Source organism: Pseudomonas sp. 2FE (genome assembly GCF_005503735.1).
Taxonomy (GTDB): domain Bacteria; phylum Pseudomonadota; class Gammaproteobacteria; order Pseudomonadales; family Pseudomonadaceae; genus Aquipseudomonas.
Genome location: NZ_SCMO01000001.1, coordinates 861,666 through 881,001, shown reverse-complemented (window position 1 = coordinate 881,001; position 19,336 = coordinate 861,666). Strand labels below are relative to the sequence as shown.

Annotated in this window: 15 protein-coding genes; 12 read left to right on the top strand and 3 right to left on the bottom strand. The window is 59.1% G+C overall.

Features of this window, described 5'->3' with window-relative positions; genetic code table 11:
- The first annotated feature begins 186 nt into the window (after nt 1-186).
- From FFS12_RS04170 to FFS12_RS04160, 3 genes are read left to right on the top strand one after another with little or no spacing between them, the layout of a single operon-like run.
- On the top strand, nt 187-1,923 hold the full coding sequence (locus FFS12_RS04170; protein ID WP_137885837.1) for a type I secretion system permease/ATPase: 1,737 nt from the start codon (nt 187-189) through the stop codon (nt 1,921-1,923).
- Nucleotides 1,924-3,270, top strand: a complete 1,347-nt coding sequence (locus tag FFS12_RS04165) for an HlyD family type I secretion periplasmic adaptor subunit (protein WP_137885650.1) — start codon at nt 1,924-1,926, stop codon at nt 3,268-3,270.
- 1 nt (nt 3,271) lies between these two features.
- Nucleotides 3,272-4,606: a TolC family outer membrane protein gene (locus FFS12_RS04160; protein ID WP_137885649.1), complete on the top strand. Its 1,335-nt coding sequence runs from the start codon at nt 3,272-3,274 to the stop codon at nt 4,604-4,606.
- Between the two features lie 120 nt (nt 4,607-4,726).
- Here FFS12_RS04160 and FFS12_RS04155 read toward each other — a convergent pair whose 3' ends face one another.
- On the bottom strand, nt 4,727-6,052 hold the full coding sequence (locus FFS12_RS04155; protein WP_137885648.1) for a sigma-54 dependent transcriptional regulator: 1,326 nt from the start codon (nt 6,050-6,052) through the stop codon (nt 4,727-4,729).
- 313 nt (nt 6,053-6,365) lie between these two features.
- Between FFS12_RS04155 and FFS12_RS04150 the strand changes: the two genes are divergently transcribed.
- On the top strand, nt 6,366-8,240 hold the full coding sequence (locus tag FFS12_RS04150; RefSeq protein WP_137885647.1) for a di-heme-cytochrome C peroxidase: 1,875 nt from the start codon (nt 6,366-6,368) through the stop codon (nt 8,238-8,240).
- Nucleotides 8,241-8,334: 94 nt separating this feature from the next.
- Nucleotides 8,335-9,471 carry a catalase family protein gene (locus FFS12_RS04145; protein WP_137885646.1) on the top strand — a complete coding sequence of 379 codons (1,137 nt, stop codon included), beginning with the start codon at nt 8,335-8,337 and terminating at the stop codon, nt 9,469-9,471.
- A gap of 166 nt (nt 9,472-9,637) precedes the next feature.
- Here the strand turns inward: FFS12_RS04145 and FFS12_RS04140 are convergent, their stop codons facing one another.
- Entirely contained in the window at nt 9,638-10,306 is a 669-nt protein-coding gene (locus tag FFS12_RS04140; protein WP_137885645.1) for a hypothetical protein, read from the bottom strand.
- 338 nt (nt 10,307-10,644) lie between these two features.
- Between FFS12_RS04140 and FFS12_RS19835 the strand changes: the two genes are divergently transcribed.
- The 6 genes from FFS12_RS19835 to FFS12_RS04115 all read left to right on the top strand — a co-directional run bounded on the left by FFS12_RS19835 (nt 10,645) and on the right by FFS12_RS04115 (nt 14,623).
- Nucleotides 10,645-10,812, top strand: a complete 168-nt coding sequence (locus FFS12_RS19835) for a hypothetical protein (protein WP_171011806.1) — start codon at nt 10,645-10,647, stop codon at nt 10,810-10,812.
- A gap of 300 nt (nt 10,813-11,112) precedes the next feature.
- A complete protein-coding gene (locus FFS12_RS04135) occupies nt 11,113-11,382 on the top strand; it encodes a hypothetical protein (RefSeq protein ID WP_137885644.1) in 270 nt (89 codons plus the stop codon).
- Between the two features lie 257 nt (nt 11,383-11,639).
- Complete coding sequence (locus FFS12_RS04130) at nt 11,640-12,635, top strand: GlxA family transcriptional regulator (RefSeq protein ID WP_137885643.1); 996 nt, start codon at nt 11,640-11,642, stop codon at nt 12,633-12,635.
- A 21-nt stretch (nt 12,636-12,656) separates the two neighbouring features.
- Complete coding sequence (locus FFS12_RS04125; RefSeq protein ID WP_137885642.1) at nt 12,657-12,905, top strand: DUF1272 domain-containing protein; 249 nt, start codon at nt 12,657-12,659, stop codon at nt 12,903-12,905.
- 17 nt (nt 12,906-12,922) lie between these two features.
- On the top strand, nt 12,923-13,429 hold the full coding sequence (locus FFS12_RS04120; RefSeq protein ID WP_137885641.1) for an HPP family protein: 507 nt from the start codon (nt 12,923-12,925) through the stop codon (nt 13,427-13,429).
- Nucleotides 13,430-13,459: 30 nt separating this feature from the next.
- Nucleotides 13,460-14,623 carry an MFS transporter gene (locus tag FFS12_RS04115; RefSeq protein WP_256657277.1) on the top strand — a complete coding sequence of 388 codons (1,164 nt, stop codon included), beginning with the start codon at nt 13,460-13,462 and terminating at the stop codon, nt 14,621-14,623.
- A gap of 66 nt (nt 14,624-14,689) precedes the next feature.
- Here the strand turns inward: FFS12_RS04115 and nfuA are convergent, their stop codons facing one another.
- Complete coding sequence (gene nfuA / locus FFS12_RS04110; RefSeq protein WP_137885639.1) at nt 14,690-15,274, bottom strand: Fe-S biogenesis protein NfuA; 585 nt, start codon at nt 15,272-15,274, stop codon at nt 14,690-14,692.
- Between the two features lie 297 nt (nt 15,275-15,571).
- Here nfuA and metH point away from each other — a divergent pair, with 297 nt between their 5' ends.
- Nucleotides 15,572-19,264 (top strand): methionine synthase, encoded by a 3,693-nt coding sequence (gene metH, locus FFS12_RS04105; protein WP_137885638.1) that lies wholly within the window; start codon nt 15,572-15,574, stop codon nt 19,262-19,264.
- Nucleotides 19,265-19,336: the final 72 nt, after the last annotated feature.

Sequence of the window (19,336 nt, the reverse complement as noted above, 5' to 3'; positions counted from 1 at the left end):
AGACAAGGTGTTTCGCCAAAGAGACAAACCTCACCTACTCTGGATTTGGAAACAGCTAGGGCGGTTGTGATCGGAACAAGATCCTTGAGGATCGGACGGTAAGCAGAATGGAACAGCTCTGTACTCCGTCAGCTGGTTCTTGCCGCACGGGATTTCCCAGAAAGTCTGCAGCAAGGGATGACCACGATGGATAAGCAGTCGAACCCACGTTCTGAGCTGGCGGATGCCTTGTTTCGTGTGCGCCGCACCTTTTACTCATTGGCCGCTTTCAGTGGCGTAATTAATCTATTAATGCTTACGCCTGCGGTTTATATGCTGCAGATCTACGACCGTGCATTGGTCAGCAGCAATGTCACCACCTTGCTGATGCTGACGGTTCTGGTATTGGGGCTGTATATGTTGATGGCGCTGCTGGAGGTGGTGCGCTCGAAGGTACTGATCCGCGTCGGCAATCGGCTCGATATGACGCTCAATCGCCGGATCTTTACCGCCGCCTTTGAGCGCAACTTAGGCCGAGCGGGCGGCAACCCCGCACAGGCATTGCAGGATCTGGCCCAGGTGCGCCAGTTTCTCACCGGCAACGGTCTGTTCGCCTTCTTCGACGCCCCCTGGACGCCGATCTATCTATTGGTCGCCTACCTGATTCACCCCTTGCTCGGGCTGCTGACACTGATCGGCTCGCTGATTCTCATAACGCTGACCTATCTGACGGAGATCGCCACCAAAAAGCCGCTGGCTGAAGCGAATCAGGCCGCGCAAATTTCTGGCACGTTCGCCAATAACAATCTGCGCAACGCTGAAGTCATTGAGGCCATGGGGATGCTCCCGGCCATCAGCAAGCGCTGGTTTACCAGTCACCTGCGCATTCTGGAAATGCAGACCTTGGCCTCTGATCGGGCGGCCTATATCAGTGGTATCGGCCGCTTCGTGCGGATAACTTTGCAGTCACTGATTCTCGGGGTTGGGGCACTGCTGGCGATCGAAGGCAAGATCACCCCTGGGATGATGATCGCCTGCTCGATCCTAACTGGGCGCGCACTGGGTCCGGTCGAACAGGCGATCGGTTCCTGGAAGCAGTTGCTCGCCTCCCGCGGGGCATGGGCGCGGTTGAATCAACTGCTGAATGACTTCCCTGCCCGCCCGCCCGCGATGCCATTGCAGCGACCACTGGGAATGCTGGCCGTGGAGAATGTCTACGCCGGCGCACCCGGTACCTCTCAGACAATCATTCGTGGAGCGAACTTCAACCTCGCACCCGGTGAGGCACTTGGCATCATTGGCCCCTCCGCCGCAGGTAAATCAACCCTCGCCCGCCTGCTGGTGGGTGTGTGGCCAACCCAAGGAGGCAAGGTGCGGCTCGACGGCGTCGATGTATTTATCTGGAACAAGGAAGAGCTCGGCCCTTGGCTAGGCTACCTGCCACAGGACGTCGAACTGTTTGAGGGAAGCATCGCCGAAAACATCGCGCGCTTCGGCGAGATCGACAGCGAAGCGGCGATCCTCGCGGCGAAGCGCGCGGGCGTCCATGACATGATCCTGCACTTTGCCCAGGGCTACGACACGCGTCTGGGCGTCGATGGCAGCCCACTTTCCGGTGGCCAGAAACAGCGCATAGGGCTGGCACGAGCACTCTACGGCGAGCCCGCCATAATCGTGCTCGACGAGCCAAACGCCAATCTCGACGACGCCGGCGAGAAAGCACTGGTTGAGGTGCTCGAAGACCTCAAGCGGCGCGGCACCACCACCATACTTATCTCGCATCGACCGAACGTGCTGGGCACCGTGGATAAGGTGTTGATGCTGCGCGATGGCAACATGCAGATATTCGGCCCTCGCGAAGAGGTGTTCGCGGCACTCCGGCAAGCCAGCGTGCTCCCGGCTGGGGGCGCCCCGACATTGGCTGCGGTCAGGGGGAGAGAATAAATGGCCACGTTAAATATTGAGCACAAGAATCTGGTCCTGGCCAATGCAGCACTAGGCATCGACGTCGATGATCGCAAACCTGCGCGCTGGGGTGTGTTGCTGGTGTTACTGGGCTTCGGTGGCTTCTTGTTATGGTCATGGCTGGCGCCACTGGATGCCGGGGTGGTCGCTACGGCCACCGTCAAGGTGACGAGCAACCGCAAGACCATCCAGCATCTTACCGGCGGCACCATCGACGCCATTCTGGTGCGCGAGGGCGACAGCGTTAAGAAGGATCAGGAGCTGGTGCGACTCGATTCGACCCAGGCGATCTCCGAGCAAGGCGTGGTCAGCGCCCAATACATTGTCAGCAAGACCGTTGAGAATCGGCTGGAAGCTGAACGCGACGGCTTGAGCGACGTAACCTTCGACCCGGCGCTGATCGATCGTTTCAAGGTCGACCCACGCCTCGTCGCCTCGCTCACCCTACAGCGACGCCTATTCGCAACCCGCCTCACGGGGCTCGCCGGCGAAGTCAGCATCCTGCAAGAGACGCTCAAGTCCGCTGAAGGGCAAATCAAGGGTTTGCAGCAAATTTATGCCGCGCGCGCAGGCCAGCTCAAATTCCTTCAGCAGGAGCTAGATGGTGCTCGCAGCCTCGCTGCCGAGGGCTACATCCCACGCAACCGGATGCTCGAACTCGAGCGAAACGCCGCCGAGCTGAACGCCTCTCAAGCGGAGAACCTCAACAACATTGCTCGCACCCGTAGCCAGATCGCCGAACTCAAACTGCGCATCCTCCAGCGTGAGTACGACTACCGTAAAGAGGTGCAGTCGCTGTTGACTGACGTACAAAAGGAAAACACCGCGCTTGCCGACCGGTTACAAGCGCTTGACTACCAGGTCAAGCACACTGTAATCCGCTCGCCGATTGAGGGCATGGTGCAAGGGCTCAGTATCTCGACCATCGGCGGCGTGATTCAGCCAGGTTTCAAAATCATGGACATTGTGCCGGCCAATGAACCCTTACAGGTCGATGCCATGATCCCGGTTCAGGCGATCGACAAAATGGTGCCAGGGCTGCAGGTAGACATTGCCTTCCCCGCCTTCAACCATGCGCAGACCCCTAACATTCCAGGCACGGTGCTGACCGTCTCGGCCGACCGGCTGATCGACGAGGAAAACAAGCAGCCCTTCTACCTCGCACAGATCGAAGTGACCCCCGCCGGCATGTCCATGCTCGGGGCCAACCGAATCCGCGCAGGCATGCCAGCTACCGTCACCATCAAGACGGGGGAGCGCAGCCTGATGAGTTATCTGATGAAGCCCCTGCTCGCCCGGGTCGACAGTTCCTTCAAGGAGCAGTGAGATGGCTCCTCGTCTCATCTGTGCTTACCTCGCCTGTATTGCCCTCCCGGTGCAGGCACTGGACCTCCGAGAAGCCTGGCACCTTCTGCAGTATCAGGGACCAACCTACCTGGCTGCCGTGCATGAAAAGGAAGCGGGTGAAGAAAACCGCGCACTTGGCCAGGCCGGCCTGCTGCCGCAGATCAACGCCAGCGCATACGATCACCACGTCAACGGCACCCAGGAAGAACCAAATGCCTTAGGGCGCACTGTCGAGAACGATCTCCACTACGAGTCCAAGGGTGGAACGGTGCAACTGCGCCAAGCCCTCTTCAACAAGCAAAAGATGGCCGAGTATCGCCAAGGTAAGCAACAGGCTGACTACAGCGTGGCGGTGTTCGATGCCAAGACCCAGGATGCCGCTGTGCGTCTTGCTGGACGTTATTTCGACGTTTTGTTAGCGCACAAGACCATTGAATTGGCTAAAGCCAAGCTCAAGGCCTTCGAGCAGCAGGTAGCCTCGGCACAACGGCGCTTTGACCTCGGCGACGGCACCATCACCGATGTCGATGAAGCGACTGCGCGGCGAGACCTGGCACTGGCCGAGCTGATCGAGGCGCAGGACAGCCTGCTGGTGGCTAGACGCCTATTGCAGGAGTACCTCGGTGAGGTGCCCGAGCAGCTCGCCACTCTGCGCGAAGGTTTCCCGACCCCCCCACTGGAGCCCGGCAGCCTGCCGGATTGGATTATCAAGGCACAGAGCGATAACCCGGTGCTACAAGCTCGGCGTTACAGCGTTAATGCCGCAGAAGAAGAAGTGAACAAAGCCAAAGCCGGGCACTGGCCCACACTGGATTTCGTGCTGGGTTACACCTCTGGGGAAAGCGAGTCGGTGTCCACCCTGAACCAACGCAACCGCTACGGCTCGGTCGGGGTAGAGATGAATATCCCGCTGTTCAGCGGTGGCTACGTCAGTGCACGGGCTCGTCAGACGGTGGCGAGCAGAGACCAGGCTGAAGAAGAATTGAACGCCGCTCGCGAAGAGATCATCTCCGGCACAACGCGTGAATTTCGCGGTGTGCAAAGTGGTGAGGCCCGAGTCAGGGCGCTGGAAAAAGCGGTGAGCTCCAGTGAAAAGTCACTCGACTCATCGAAAAAGGGCTTTCTCGCAGGTAGTAGCACCAACGTCGATATTCTCAACGCCGAGGAGCTGGTGTTCACCGCTCGGCGTAACCTGTTCGAAGCGAAACTGAAGTATCTGCTCTCCAAGTTGCGATTAGCCTCCGCCATCGGCGCGCTGGGCGATGACGACATCGATCAGGCCAATGCCTATCTCGGCCCGGAACTGTTGTTTTAAAGACTAAATATCTTAAAAAAAACAAGACCGTAAAGAACGCGATAGGTAAACGAATCAACCGCTCAGGCCAGTTCATTTCATACCGCCAGGCTAAACCGAGCCGCAATTAGTTGTGTTGGCTTAACGTATCTGGTGTTTGTGCAACAAGCGGTAGAACGTTGGACGGGATATTCCTAGCACGCGCGCCGCTTCGCTCATATTGCCCGAATAGCGGGTTAACACATCGTTAAGCGCCAGGCGCTCAGCCCGGAAGATGTATTCGTTCAGGGTGCCGATGGCAGGTTCCAGGTTCTGCTCTTTTCCCAGCCCGAGATCTACCGCCTCAATCTGCCGCCCTTCGGCCAGCATCAAAGCACGACGTACTCGGTTGGACAGTTCGCGAACATTCCCCGGCCAGGGATGCTTAAGCATCGCCTCGAGTGCCGCCTCACTGAAGTGTCGCAGACAACGGCCGACTTCTACCGAATAGAGCGAGGCTAAGTGATCCGCCAGAAACGGGATATCCATCCTCCGTTCACGCAATGGAGCGGTTTGCACATGCAACACATTGAATTGGTAGTAAAGATCCTCACGGAAACGCTTCTGCCGAATGGCGTGTTCCAGATCGAAGTCGGTCGCCGCAAGCAGCCGAACATTGACAGAAAAGGACTGAGTAGCGCCGATACCTCCGCTTTGCATCCCCTGCAAAAAGCGCAATAGATTGGCCTGTAATTTCAAAGAAAGGCTATCGATCTCGTCAAGAAACAAAGTCCCGCCATCCGCAGACTCGATGCCGCCGATTGTGCGTCGAAAACCCTCCGTAAAGGCGCCCTCCTCGTGACCAAATAACTTGGACTGCAGCAGAGGCTCGGAGATCGCGGCACAGTTGAGCCCTACAAATGGCCCCGATGGGCGTCGCGAGTGAGCATGCAGGGTGCGGGCCACTAGCTCTTTACCGGTTCCACTTTCGCCGCGGATAAGCACCGGTAAGGCGATTGGCCCCAGCTTCGTCAACAGCTTGCGCAGTTCCTTCATGCGCCGGCTGTTACCCAGTAATTCGTATTCATAAGCCGGATTTCTGCTGCTACCCAACTCATGTAGGCGCGCCATGCAGGCGCGTCCAAGGGCAACCTTCAGACGAGCAACGTCAAAGGGCAAGGTGTGAACGTCAAAAAACCACTCACCGACAAAATCACCAATGCCGTGCAGGTTCAGTTCATTGGGGGTCAACGCGATGATCCATGCTGCAGCACTGCTGCGAATCAACTCCTTGATCTGCTGCGGACGAAAACTGAGTGCTTGCAGGCGCAGTAGACCAACATCGCAGTCCCTCTCAGCGGCTTTTTCCAGGGCACAGCTTTCCACCCTCCAGCCTCCTGCACGCAGGTACGAAAGAAGGCGCTCACATTCATGGCAGGGATCCACCACCAAGAGGCGGCGAGACGCTGGTATGACGTCCTCAAGCATGATCAATCCTTGGCGCCATTTTTTGTAAACTTATTAAAAACAATAGTTTGGCGCGCGTACCTGTAACGCTAGCAACATCTTTGACGCAGTTTGGATCGTTTCTCTATAAAGCCTATTCCGCTTAGCGCACATGAGGATCTTCGCACCGGACTGGCCCAGATCGATGTCGAGTCGCGAGCAAAGCGCGATGCCTCAGCGAGCTACTAGGCCGGTACTTCTCCGACAATCTGCCCAGACAGTAATAGCATCTTGCCAATAGCCGGATTGCTTGGCATAACGTCAGACAAATAAGAAAGCTACAAGGAAGTATCCGATGAAAATCCTCCGCCGCTCCTTGCTTGTGCTGCTGTTTGCCCTATTGGCGGGCTTGGCCGTGGTGCTCTATTACATTGCCAACCCTAACCTTCCGAGCTATCAGCAACCTGAAAAACTCCACTACCTTGAACAGTGGAGCCCAGCAGCGCGGCAGACTTACTACTACACCCCGCAAGGCACACAAGTGAAAGGTCTGCGCTACGACTGGTTCGGCGCGCTGGAACAACCTTTCGGCCAAGACAAATTCGCCAGCCCCGATTACCTCGCGCGCTTCGGCTTCCTGACGGAGCCGCAGCAGCAAGCCACGCCACTTAATCCCGGTAACCTGCCGGTCGGTTTCGCCCGCCATCAGGATGCCGAATCCGGCGCTCAATACCTGGACATCAGCTGCGCCGCCTGCCACACCGGCGAGTTGCGTTATAAGGGTCATGCGGTGCGCATCGATGGTGGCGCCGCCCTGCACTCCCTGGCCTCCACGGTCCCGACCCTGCGCGGTGGCAGCTTTGGGCAAGCGCTCGGCATGAGCATGGCGTTTACCTACTACAACCCGTTGAAGTTCAAACGTTTCGCCAAAACGGTGCTCGGTCATCAGTACCCGAAAGGTCGCGAGCAATTGCGCAACGACTTCAAAGTCGTACTGAACCGCCTCCTCGGCCAGGCCTGGAACGACACTCATCGCGGCATCTACCCCACCGAAGAAGGCTTCGGTCGCACCGATGCCTTCGGCCGCATCGCCAACAGCGTGTTCGGTGATGCGATTGACCCCAGCAACTACCGCGTCGGCAATGCCCCGGTCAGCTACCCGCAAGTCTGGGACATCTGGAAGTTCGACTGGGTCCAGTGGAACGGCTCGGCCATGCAGCCAATGGCGCGCAATATCGGCGAAGCCCTTGGCGTCGGCGCCACCCTGCGCCTATTCGAAGCTAACGGCCATGCCGTGCCGGAAGCCGAACGCTATGCCTCCAGCGTGCGCCTGCGCGACCTCTACACCCTGGAGGAAACCCTCAAGCAACTGAAACCCCCGGCCTGGCCAGAAGACGTACTCGGCAAGGTCGACCTCGAACTGGCCAGTCGAGGTCGCGCACTGTTCACTGAAAATTGCGCCTATTGCCACGCCGCAAACCCTAAGGCGCCGGACGAACGCCTGGCGCCAGCCCGCGATCCAGAATGGCGGATGCGCATTGTGCCGACGCGCATCGTGGGTACCGACCCCACCGCCGCCGACAACATCGCCGATCACCGTTTCGATATCAGCAAGCTCGGCTGGAACAAGACCGAACTGGGTAAGCTCGGGGTCAAATTGCTCGACGGCAACCTGGATGACCTCGACTTTGCCCGCATCTCCAGCGCTAAAGGCCTGGCCTATGTCACCGCCTACGTGGAAAACCGCGCCTATCGGGAGGCCGGCATCAAAGCCCAGGAGCGCTGGAACATGGACGGCTACGGCCTGCCCATCGGCGTACAGGAAAAGCGTGGCTACAAGGCTCGCCCGCTCGATGGCATCTGGGCCACCCCGCCATTCCTGCACAACGGCTCGGTGCCTACGCTGTTCCAACTGCTCTCGCCCGTCTCCGAACGCAAGAAGCAGTTCTGGGTCGGCAACCACGACTACGACCCACAACACGTCGGCTATAACAGCGAGAAGTTCGACGGCGGTTTCCTCTTCAAAACCACCGTCACCGGTAACAGTAATCGCGGTCACGAATTCCGCGCTGGCTGCCGTCAGGATGGCGTTATCGGCCGCGCCCTACAACCCGAAGAACGCTGGGCGCTGATCGAGTACCTGAAGACCCTGGGCGATGCCGAGCTGGAGGGCCAACTAAAACCCATCACAGCCAAACCCTGGACTCCTGGCCCCAATTGCCAGGGCTAGGCCCACTTATTCCCCTCTCCCTGCCGGGGAGAGGACTCGGGTGAGGGGAAAACATCCCTCCACGGATAACCCATAACCAACAAGGACTCGCCCCATGCTCAAACGCTGCTGGCTTTGGCTTGGCCACTTGCTCGGTAAACTCATAGTGCTTCTGCTGGTCGTCGGTCTCGGCGGCTGGGGCATTGGCTCCCTCTATTACGCCTGGAAATTTTCCGGCCCGGTGTCTGCCGAAGAACGGATCCCGCCGGGTGAAGCCGCCCTCACCCAAGGCATCATCGAAGATGCCATCCGCGTCGTCGAACAGCACCGCGACAACACCCGCGTGCTGCGTGACGCTCATGCCAAAGCCCACGGCTGCGTGAAAGCCGAATTCACCGTGCTAGCGGAACTCGACCCAGCCTTGCGTCAAGGGGTGTTCAGCGAACCGGGCAAAACCTGGCAAGCCTGGATGCGCCTGTCCAACGGCAACGCCTATCCACAATTCGACCGCGCCCGCGACGCCCGTGGCATGGCGATCAAACTGCTCGATGTGCCCGGCGCGAAGCTGATGACCAGTCAGAGCACCGCCGGCGACCAAGACTTCGTGATGTTCAACCATCCCTCGTTCTTCGTCCGCAACGTCGCCGAGTACAAAAGCAACTTCGCCGCCCAAGCCAGCGGCAAAAAAGCCTTGGCCTTCTTTCCCAGCTGGGACCCACGCAGTTGGGAATTGCGCCACCTGATCATCGCTCTGAAAACCCTGGCCCCCGCGCCGGAAAGCCCAGTGGCGACGACTTACAACTCCATCGCCCCGTTCAAGCTCGGGCCAAACAACATCAAATACCGCGTCATCCCGGCCCCGGAGAATTGCCCAAGCTACGAGTTATCCAAGCAAAACCATGACTTACCCAACTTCCTACGCAACGCGCTTTATCAACAACTCTCCCTCGACCGCGTTCCGGCCTGCTTTGCCTTGCAAGTACAACGGCAAAACCCCGAACACTACATGCCCATTGAGGACACCAGCGTCGAGTGGGATGAGTCGGTAGCAGCGTTCGAGACAGTCGCGACCATTAAACTGCCCGCCCAGGACTTCGATAGCACCGAGCAGAATCTATTTTGCGACAATCTATCGTTTAATCCCTGGCATTCGCTGCCGGAACATCGACCGATCGGGGGGATAAACCGCTTGCGCAAAGCGGTTTATGAAGCGGTGAGTGTTTATCGACATGAGCGCAACAGCTCAAACTGAAAATACAAAGCCCAGCCTAACAGCACCTAAAGCAAACATGGCGGCCTCCAGCTCCTAGCAGCACCTTGTTCAGGTGTTGCATTTAAAGCTCGAGACCGCCATGTCATATAACGCCTGACAGTAGGAGGTTATTTGCTAAGACTAAACCTCCTTACTCAACCCAGCCTCACCATGCAGCAAGAGCTGTGTTTCTTGCTACCGAGGTGCCGTGTTCCATACGTTCGCTGGCGCTCCGGTTTTTTGCCCAGTTGGTGAGTAGTACCATCATCAGGAATCCACCGACGATGAGAACCGGATAAGCCGCCAGCAACTCCACCAGCGAGTATTTCCAAGCCAGCGGGCGGCCAACACCCATCAGGGTGGCATAGAACCACGACACGCCCGACAACGCTCCAGAGAAAAGTGCCAGCATGCGCAGGTTGAAGGAGAGCTTCAGCAACGAACCCGCTTTTTGCAGAGCCGGCAATACAGCCCGATGCAACAGGACGCCGTTAAAGGTCAGCAGCATAACTATAGTAACTTTGGCTTGTAACTTTGGGTTGAGGAAATACTCCATCCCCTTGCCGGCGTAATCTATCCCGACTATAGCGATGCCCGTAATCCAAAGCGCTACAAGGGCATACACTACTGTTTTTTGCAGGCTTTCCATATGCGCATCATCGTGTTGACCTGACGCATCCCCCTTAAGGAGTTGTTTGACCATTGCAATATCACTGGTCAAAACAAGTCCAATCGCCACACAACAGGCAATCAGGTGAAAATAGACAACACCTAAGCGTAAAAACTCCACGGTTGCTTTTTGCTCTAACAGCGAAGCAATTATATTGAGTTCCATGGCTACCTCTTTATTCTAATAATGAATCAACAAGCGATTCAGTATGATTTAACTGGGATTTTTAATTACTGACTGCAATTAAAATCCAGCAATTTATATTAATTAATCCTGCGGCATTACACTATCGAGATAAAAGTGAGCCTAGCGAATGAACTTTTAATCATCCGATCATCTCCATTTTCAGGTAATAAAAATCCCCATTCGCACTTCGTGCATATGAGGTTTCACTTCCGCTTTTGGGGGTAGGTGAGGATCTGGGCCCGTGTCACCTACTGGCTATTCTGAACGGAAAAATCCGAATCCGTTCATTTTCTGAGCAGTTTTGCCGACCAACGGCAGTGACTAAAACCCGCCACGAGCAGTCGCTCAAAGCCAGCAGCGACAGCCGAACCGGCACCATTACTGGCTCTTCGGCCATTCGCGTGCCGATGAAAGCCCTGTCGAATTTTTTGTCTTTTTTCCTGAATCACATGGGTCAACTGGAGTGTGCAGAAGCCGCTCAGTGACAAAAATGGCCTCAATCAGGTTCAAAAATCAGGTCAGAGCATTGCCATTTGCTGCTCAGAAAGCACGTTCGCTGCGTGGCCATAGAGGTCATCCTCAGCTCAAAAATGCCGCCAAACGCCCTAAATCATCCTCAATACCCTGAAAACCTATCGTTTTCGCGACAAACGTCATCAATTCCGCGACCCAATGTGACTTATAGGTCAGCTCTGATCATCAACACCCATGACAGGCCACAGCAGCGTATGTCTAGCGCCGGCGGCCGCTTACTGTATTGGGATCTACTCGGAGAAACCGACCCCATGAACACCCCGCTCCGTTTTAACGAAGCACTGTTGATCGCCAGCCGCGCGTTTCAACCATTCCAATGCGTCGCCTGGGCTCCACAAGACGGCACTGGTGAGCTGAGCCTTAGCGTCATCGACCGTACCAGTACTCGTCTGCTTGGCCGTACACAGCTGTCTCGCAGCATCTATACCGATCCAGAACAACTGGCCAGCGTACTGAAAAAGTCCCGCGATGAAATCAGCCAACAGGGTTACCACCTACAGCCCTGGAACATGCCGGAATAAAGCGGCTCAGCGCTCGATAGCCTCTTTAACAGCGGCGAGCAGGATCGAAAACCTGCTCACCGCGGTAATAACGACTCAAACCCTGCCCGCCCCCTACCTTCCCCTCTCTTCCTATTCAAACAGTGAAACTGGGCACCCTGAATCGCCCTTTCTCTGCGCCCTGCAACACCCCAATTTGGCAATATCTGTGCGATCAATGACATTGTCGCCACTGCTGCGCCGCTGCACACTGACGACCTCGAATAGCGAGGTGCGCCATGGAAGCCCTACGCCGGATTGCCTGTCTGATCTACCCGAATGTCATGAGCCTGGACGTCACGGGCCCCATGCAGGTATTCGCCTCGGCGAATGTCGAGCGTCAGCGCCAGGGGCTCCCTGCGACCTATGAGTTGAGCCTGATCGGTAATACAGAAGACCCAGTTGCCACATCGGCCGGCCTGCGAATCTGTGTCGATCAGACCTGGCGACAGCTCGACCCGACCCACCTGGATACCCTGCTGGTGCCTGGCGGCCTGGGCGTTGGCGCGCAATGCCAGGATGCCGCCTTACTGGAGTGGTTGCGCAACGCCGAACCCAAGGTGCGCCGGCTCGGTTCGGTCTGCTCCGGCGCACTGATTCTCGCGGCGGCCGGCGTGCTGGATGGACGGCTGGCGACCACCCATTGGGCGGACGTCGATGAGCTTCGCGACAGCCATCCGGCGGTGCACGTCCAAGGCGATCGTCTGCACACCTACGACCCGCGCAATCAGGATGGCGATGCCCATGTATTCACCTCCGCCGGGGTAACCGCGGGCATAGATCTGGCGTTGGCGCTGGTGGAGGCCGATCTCGGGCGGGCGACAGCCTTGGCCGTGGCTCGCCGGCTGGTGATGTTTCTGCGCCGCCCCGGCGGGCAGACGCAGTTCAGTGCGCTGCTGACGCCAGAACCAAGCCGCGTCCCGCGGCTGGCAGCCCTGCTCGACTGGCTTCCCGCGCATCTCGGCGACGATCTATCGCTGGAAGTACTGGCTGCACAGGCGCGGCTGGCGCCGCGCACGCTGTCGCGGGTGTTCGTGCAGGAACTGGGAATGGGGCCGGGCCGTTATGTCGAGCGTCTGCGCCTGGAAGCTGCCCGCGCACTCCTGCAGGACGCCCAGGCATCGATCAGCACGGTGGCGCGCTTGACCGGCTTTGGCCACCCCGAGAACCTGCGCCGCACCTTTCACAAACACCTGTCCGTCAGCCCACAGGAATATGCCGAGCGCTTCGGCTGAAACCTCGAGAAGGAGCACCCAATGCTGCAACTACGCCCGAATTGCGAATGCTGCGACCGCGACTTGCCGCCGGAGTCCGCCGCGGCATTGATCTGTTCATTCGAATGCACCTTTTGCCGCGACTGCAGCGACCAGGTTCTGCACGGTAGCTGTCCAAACTGCGGCGGCGAACTGCTAACCCGGCCGCGCCGGCCGGTCGCCGCGCTCGCTAAATTCCCGGCCTCGACCGAACGGGTGCTCAAGCCCGCCGGTTGTGCCGCTAACCGCTGAACTTGGGGGTAGCCACGATGCTTTTGTTCAAGAAACTCCAAGGCGCCGGCGCCGCAGTGCCGCCGCGCGCGCCCAGCAAAGACGTTGCCCTCGCCTGGCTGGGCGGCGTGCTGGCCATTGCAGCGGTCGCCCAACTGGGCGACATGCTGTCCATGGCCCTGCTGCTGGGTTCGTTCGGCGCGTCCTGCGTGCTGATCTTCGGTTTCCCCGAGGCACCCTTTTCCCAGCCGCGCAGCGTGCTGGCCGGGCATCTGCTCAGTTCGCTGATCGGGCTGATCTTTCTCCACCTGTGCGGGCCACACTGGTGGGCCTTGGCGCTGGCCGTCGGCACGGCCATCGCGGTGATGATGCTGACCCGCACCGTACATCCGCCGGCCGGTTCCAACCCGGTGATCATTTTCCTGACCCTACCGGGCTGGGACTTCCTGCTCTATCCCACGCTGATTGGCGCACTGCTGCTGGTGGTGGTCGCGCTGATTTTTAACAACACAGTGCGTAGTGCCCACTACCCCAAGTACTGGTAGCCGACTGTCGCTCTGCCGGAGAATCCCATGCTGCTACTGCGTAACCCGTCGATCCGCCTGCTATTTGCCGGCCAGGCGCTGTATTGGTCCTGCTCGATGATCGGCATCACCCTCACCGCGCTGGTAGGTCTGCAGCTAGCACCGTTGAATGCGCTGGCAACCCTGCCGCTGGCCTTGCTGGTACTCGGCAATTTGCTTGCCGTGCAGCCGCTATCGCTATTTATGCAGCGCCACGGCCGCCGCCCTGGGTTGATGCTCGGCGCCGGCTGTGGCGTGGTTGGTGGGCTGATCAGTGCGCTCGGTGTGGGGCTCGGCGACTTCGCCATCTTCTGCCTCGGCGCATTGCCGATTGGTGCCTATCAGGCTTCGGCTATGTATTACCGGTTTGCCGCACTGGAAGCCGTCGATGAGCCGCAAAAAGGTCGTGCCACCGCTTATGTGATCGGCGGTGGCGTGTTGGCTGCGCTGATTGCGCCGAGCCTGGCGCTCTGGTCACGCAATGCCCTGGCAACGCCCTTTGTCGGCGCTTACCTGCTGATTGCGCTGCTGGCCCTGCTTGGTCTGCTGCTGATGACACAACTGCGCGAAGGTGCCGCGCCAAAACCAGGCAAAGCCGGGTTAGCGGCTATGCGCGAACTGTTGGCGCGCCCGTTGGTGCGCGCGGCTATCGCCACCACTGCGATTGGCCACGGGCTGATGATTTTCGTCATGAATGCCACGCCGCTGGCGATGAGTTTCTGCGGGCTGGGCTTGGAGGCCAGCTCGCAGGTGATTCAATGGCATATGCTCGGCATGTTCCTGCCGGCATTCATTGCCGGGCCACTGGTGGACAGACTCGGCAGCCGGCGCATTGCGCTGCTGGGCAGCAGCATTCTGCTGATCAGCGCCAGCGTGGCTCTCACTGGTCTGGATCAGACGCACTTCCTAATCAGCTCCTTCCTGCTCGGGCTAGGCTGGAACCTGATGCTGGTCGCCGGCACTACACTCTTGGCTGAAGGCCACAGCAGCGATGAACGCGGTCATGCCCAGGGCTTGATGGAACTGGCTAACGGTTCGGTGGCGGCCTGCGCCTCCTTCGCATCCGGCGCGCTGATCAGCGGGATCGGCTGGGTCGCGATCAACCTCGGTATCTTGCCGTTGATCGTGATTGCCCTGCTGATGCTGATTCCCCCGCGTCAGCCACTCGCGGCGTAAAACGCGCGACAGGCGCACATAAAAAAGGCGGCCCGCAGGCCGCCTTTTTGTCGGAGCACGCCTTACTTAGTAGTAGGCGTTTTCCTTGTTGGTGTGATCCGTCACGTCACGCACGCCTTTCAGCTCGGGGATGCGTTCCAGCAAGGTTCTCTCGATACCTTCTTTGAGCGTCAGATCGACTTGGCCACAACCCTGGCAACCACCGCCGAACTTCAGTACCGCGATGCCGTCTTCGACCACATCGATCAGACTAACCTCGCCGCCATGGCTGGCCAGACCGGGGTTGATCTCAGTCTGCAGGTAGTAGCTGATGCGCTCGTTGATCGGACTGTCGGCATTGACCATCGGCACTTTGGCGTTCGGGGCTTTGATGGTCAGTTGGCCACCCATACGGTCGGTCGCGTAGTCGACTACCGCATCTTCCAGAAACGCTTCGCTGAAGGCGTCGATATAGGCCGTGAAGCTTTTCAGCGCCAGAGCGGTGTCTTCAGGTTTCTCTTCACCCGGCTTGCAGTAAGCGATGCAGGTTTCCGCATACTGCGTGCCCGGCTGGGTAATAAAAACGCGAATGCCGATGCCCGTGGTGTTCTGCTTGCTCAGCAGATCAGCCAGGTAGTCGTGGGCAGCTTCGGTAATGGTAATGGCGCTCATGGTAACTCCTCGCAAACTTGGGCGCAGTGTACGCCACTCAGCCCTGCCGGGCAAAGTCCCAGTAATTTAGTCGGACAAATGTAACGACCGCAGCCCGATCATCATTCCGGGCTGCAGGCGCGCGGCTTATCGAGCGGCGCGTGGCAATGGCCGTGAGTTTAGCCGGCCCAGCTGCGGCAAAGCGAACCTCACCAACATGAGCGCCGCTCATGCAAAAAGGCATAACGCTCCAAAGCCGTACAGCTTTGGTATCATCCGCCCACCCTTTTTCTCCGTGCTTTATCAGGTAATTCACCCATGTCCGATCGTAGCGCTCGCCTCCAAGCTCTCCAGCAAGCCCTCAAAGAGCGCATCCTGATCCTCGACGGCGGCATGGGCACCATGATCCAGAGCTACAAGCTGGAGGAACAGGACTATCGCGGCAGCCGCTTTGCCGACTGGCCGAGCGATGTGAAGGGTAACAACGACCTGCTGATCCTCAGCCGCCCGGACGTGATCGGCGCGATCGAGAAGGCCTACCTGGATGCCGGCGCCGACATCCTCGAAACCAACACCTTCAACGCCACCCAAGTGTCCCAGGCCGACTACGGCATGGAGAGCCTGGTCTATGAGCTGAACGTCGAAGGCGCGCGCCTGGCCCGCCAAGTGGCGGATGCCAAGACCCTGGAAACCCCCGATCGCCCACGCTTCGTGGCCGGCGTGCTGGGCCCGACCAGCCGCACCTGCTCGCTGTCGCCGGATGTGAACAACCCCGGCTACCGCAACGTCAGCTTCGACGAACTGGTGGAGAACTACACCGAAGCCACCCGCGGCCTGATCGAGGGCGGCGCGGACCTGATCCTGATCGAAACCATCTTCGACACCCTGAATGCCAAGGCGGCGATCTTCGCCGTGCAAGGGGTGTATGAAGAACTGGGCTTCGAATTGCCGATCATGATTTCCGGCACCATCACCGACGCCTCCGGGCGCACGCTGTCGGGGCAGACTACCGAGGCGTTCTGGAACTCGATCAGCCACGCCCAGCCGATTTCGGTCGGCCTGAACTGCGCCCTCGGCGCCAAAGAGCTGCGCCCGTACCTGGAAGAGCTGTCGACCAAGGCCGATACCCGCGTCTCCGCGCACCCCAACGCCGGCCTGCCGAACGCCTTCGGTGAGTACGACGAAAGCCCGGCGGAAATGGCCGTGGTGGTCGAAGAGTTCGCGGCGTCGGGCTTCCTCAATATCGTCGGCGGCTGCTGCGGCACCACGCCTGCACATATCAAGGCGATTGCCGAGGCGGTCAGCAAATATCCGCCGCGAGTGATTCTGGACATCCCCAAGGCCTGCCGCCTGTCCGGGCTCGAGCCGTTCACCATCGACCGCCAGTCGCTGTTCGTCAACGTCGGTGAGCGCACCAATATCACCGGCTCGGCCAAATTCGCCCGGCTGATCCGCGAGGACAATTACACCGAGGCCCTGGAAGTGGCGCTGCAACAGGTGGAAGCCGGCGCCCAGGTGATCGACATCAACATGGACGAGGGCATGCTGGATTCGAAGAAGGCCATGGTCACCTTCCTCAATCTGATCGCCTCCGAGCCGGACATCTCCCGCGTGCCGATCATGATCGACTCCTCCAAGTGGGAGGTGATCGAGGCCGGCCTGAAATGCATCCAGGGCAAGGGCATCGTCAACTCGATCAGCATGAAGGAAGGCGTCGAGCAGTTCATTCACCACGCCAAGCTGTGCAAGCGCTACGGCGCCGCCGTGGTGGTGATGGCCTTCGACGAAGACGGCCAGGCCGACACCGAGAAGCGCAAGATCGAAATCTGCGCGCGCTCCTACGATATTTTGGTCAATCAGGTCGGTTTCCCGCCGCAGGACATCATTTTCGACCCGAACATCTTCGCCGTCGCCACCGGCATCGAAGAGCACAACAACTATGCCGTCGACTTCATCCACGCCTGCGCCTACATCCGCGACAACCTGCCCTACGCCCTGACCTCCGGCGGCGTATCCAACGTGTCGTTCTCCTTCCGCGGCAACAACCCGGTGCGCGAAGCTATCCACTCGGTGTTCTTGTACTACGCGATCAAGAACGGCCTCTCCATGGGCATAGTCAACGCCGGCCAGCTGGAGATCTACGACCAGATTCCAAACGAGTTGCGGGAAAAGGTCGAAGACGTGGTGCTCAACCGCACCCCGCACGGCACCGATGCGCTGCTGGCCATCGCCGACCAGTACAAGGGCGACGGCAGCGTCAAGGAGGCGGAAACCGAGGAGTGGCGCACCTGGGACGTGAACAAGCGTCTCGAGCATGCGCTGGTCAAAGGCATCACCACGAATATCGTCGACGACACCGAAGAGGCCCGCCAGCAGTGCACACGCCCGATCGAAGTGATCGAGGGGCCCTTGATGGCCGGGATGAACGTGGTCGGCGACCTGTTCGGCGCCGGCAAGATGTTCCTGCCGCAGGTGGTCAAGTCCGCCCGCGTGATGAAACAGGCGGTGGCGCACCTGATCCCCTTCATCGAGCTGGAAAAAGGCGACAAACCGGAAGCCAAGGGCAAGATCCTCATGGCCACGGTCAAGGGCGACGTGCATGACATCGGCAAGAACATCGTCGGCGTGGTGCTGGGCTGCAACGGTTACGACATCGTCGACCTGGGGGTGATGGTGCCGGCGGAGAAGATCCTGCAAACCGCCATCGCCGAGAAGTGCGACATCATCGGCTTGTCCGGCTTGATCACGCCGTCGCTGGATGAAATGGTCCACGTCGCCCGTGAGATGCAGCGCCAGGGCTTCACTCTGCCGCTGATGATCGGTGGTGCGACGACCTCGAAAGCCCACACCGCGGTGAAGATCGAGCCCAAGTATCAGAACGATGCCGTGGTCTACGTCACCGACGCTTCGCGCGCCGTTGGCGTGGCCACGCAATTGCTGTCCAAGGAACTGAAAGCCGGTTTCGTCGAGAAAACCCGTCTCGACTACATCGAAGTGCGCGAGCGCACCGCCAACCGCAGCGCCCGTACCGAGCGCCTGAGCTATGCGGCCTCGGTCGCCCATAAGCCGAAGTTCGACTGGGCGACTTATCAGCCGACAGTGCCGACCTTCACCGGCGCCAAGGTGCTGGACGATATCGACCTCAACGTTCTGGCCGAGTACATCGACTGGACGCCGTTCTTTATTGCCTGGGACCTGGCCGGCAAATACCCGCGCATCCTCACCGATGAAGTGGTCGGCGAGGCGGCGACCGCACTGTTCGCCGACGCCCAGGATATCCTCAAGAAGCTGATCGACGGCAAGCTGATCAAGGCCCGCGCGGTGTTCGGTTTCTGGCCGGCCAATCAGGTGCAGGATGACGACCTGGAAGTCTATGGCGATGACGGCCAACCGCTGGCCAAGCTGCATCACCTGCGTCAACAGACGATCAAGCCGGACGGCAAACCGAACTTCTCCCTGGCCGACTTCGTGGCGCCGAAAGAGAGCGGCATCACCGACTACGTCGGCGGCTTTATCACCACCGCCGGGATTGGCGCCGAAGAAGTCGCCAAGGCCTACCAGAACCAAGGCGACGACTACAACTCGATCATGGTCAAGGCCCTGGCCGACCGACTTGCCGAGGCCTGCGCGGAATGGCTGCACCAGCAGGTGCGCAAGCACTACTGGGGTTATGCCAGCGATGAGCAACTGGATAACGAAGCGCTGATCAAAGAACAGTACACCGGTATCCGCCCCGCTCCCGGCTACCCGGCCTGCCCAGATCACACCGAGAAAGGCACCCTGTTCGAGCTGCTGGATAAGGACGGCCAGAGCGGCGTATTCCTCACCGAGCATTACGCCATGTTCCCGGCGGCGGCTGTCAGCGGCTGGTACTTCGCCCACCCACAGGCGCAGTACTTCGCCGTCGGCAAGATCGATAAGGATCAGGTGGAGAGTTATACCGCGCGCAAAGGGCAGGATTTGGCGGTGAGCGAAAGGTGGTTGGCGCCAAACTTGGGCTATGACAACTGAGCACTAGACTGCACGGATTGCAAAACACTCTGCACAAGCGATTGGGTGAAATCGAATAGCCCGAGCTGAACG

Bases quoted from the DNA above. Each gene is read 5' to 3' on its own strand.
- FFS12_RS04120 (WP_137885641.1), top strand. From the start codon at position 12,923: ATGCTTTTGTTCAAGAAACTCCAAGGCGCCGGCGCCGCAGTGCCGCCG.
- FFS12_RS04155 (WP_137885648.1), bottom strand. From the start codon at position 6,052: ATGCTTGAGGACGTCATACCAGCGTCTCGCCGCCTCTTGGTGGTGGAT.
- FFS12_RS04130 (WP_137885643.1), top strand. From the start codon at position 11,640: ATGGAAGCCCTACGCCGGATTGCCTGTCTGATCTACCCGAATGTCATG.
- FFS12_RS04140 (WP_137885645.1), bottom strand. From the start codon at position 10,306: ATGGAACTCAATATAATTGCTTCGCTGTTAGAGCAAAAAGCAACCGTG.
- FFS12_RS04165 (WP_137885650.1), top strand. From the start codon at position 1,924: ATGGCCACGTTAAATATTGAGCACAAGAATCTGGTCCTGGCCAATGCA.
- FFS12_RS04170 (WP_137885837.1), top strand. From the start codon at position 187: ATGGATAAGCAGTCGAACCCACGTTCTGAGCTGGCGGATGCCTTGTTT.
- FFS12_RS04135 (WP_137885644.1), top strand. From the start codon at position 11,113: ATGAACACCCCGCTCCGTTTTAACGAAGCACTGTTGATCGCCAGCCGC.
- nfuA (WP_137885639.1), bottom strand. From the start codon at position 15,274: ATGAGCGCCATTACCATTACCGAAGCTGCCCACGACTACCTGGCTGAT.
- FFS12_RS04125 (WP_137885642.1), top strand. From the start codon at position 12,657: ATGCTGCAACTACGCCCGAATTGCGAATGCTGCGACCGCGACTTGCCG.
- FFS12_RS04145 (WP_137885646.1), top strand. From the start codon at position 8,335: ATGCTCAAACGCTGCTGGCTTTGGCTTGGCCACTTGCTCGGTAAACTC.
- FFS12_RS04160 (WP_137885649.1), top strand. From the start codon at position 3,272: ATGGCTCCTCGTCTCATCTGTGCTTACCTCGCCTGTATTGCCCTCCCG.
- FFS12_RS04150 (WP_137885647.1), top strand. From the start codon at position 6,366: ATGAAAATCCTCCGCCGCTCCTTGCTTGTGCTGCTGTTTGCCCTATTG.
- metH (WP_137885638.1), top strand. From the start codon at position 15,572: ATGTCCGATCGTAGCGCTCGCCTCCAAGCTCTCCAGCAAGCCCTCAAA.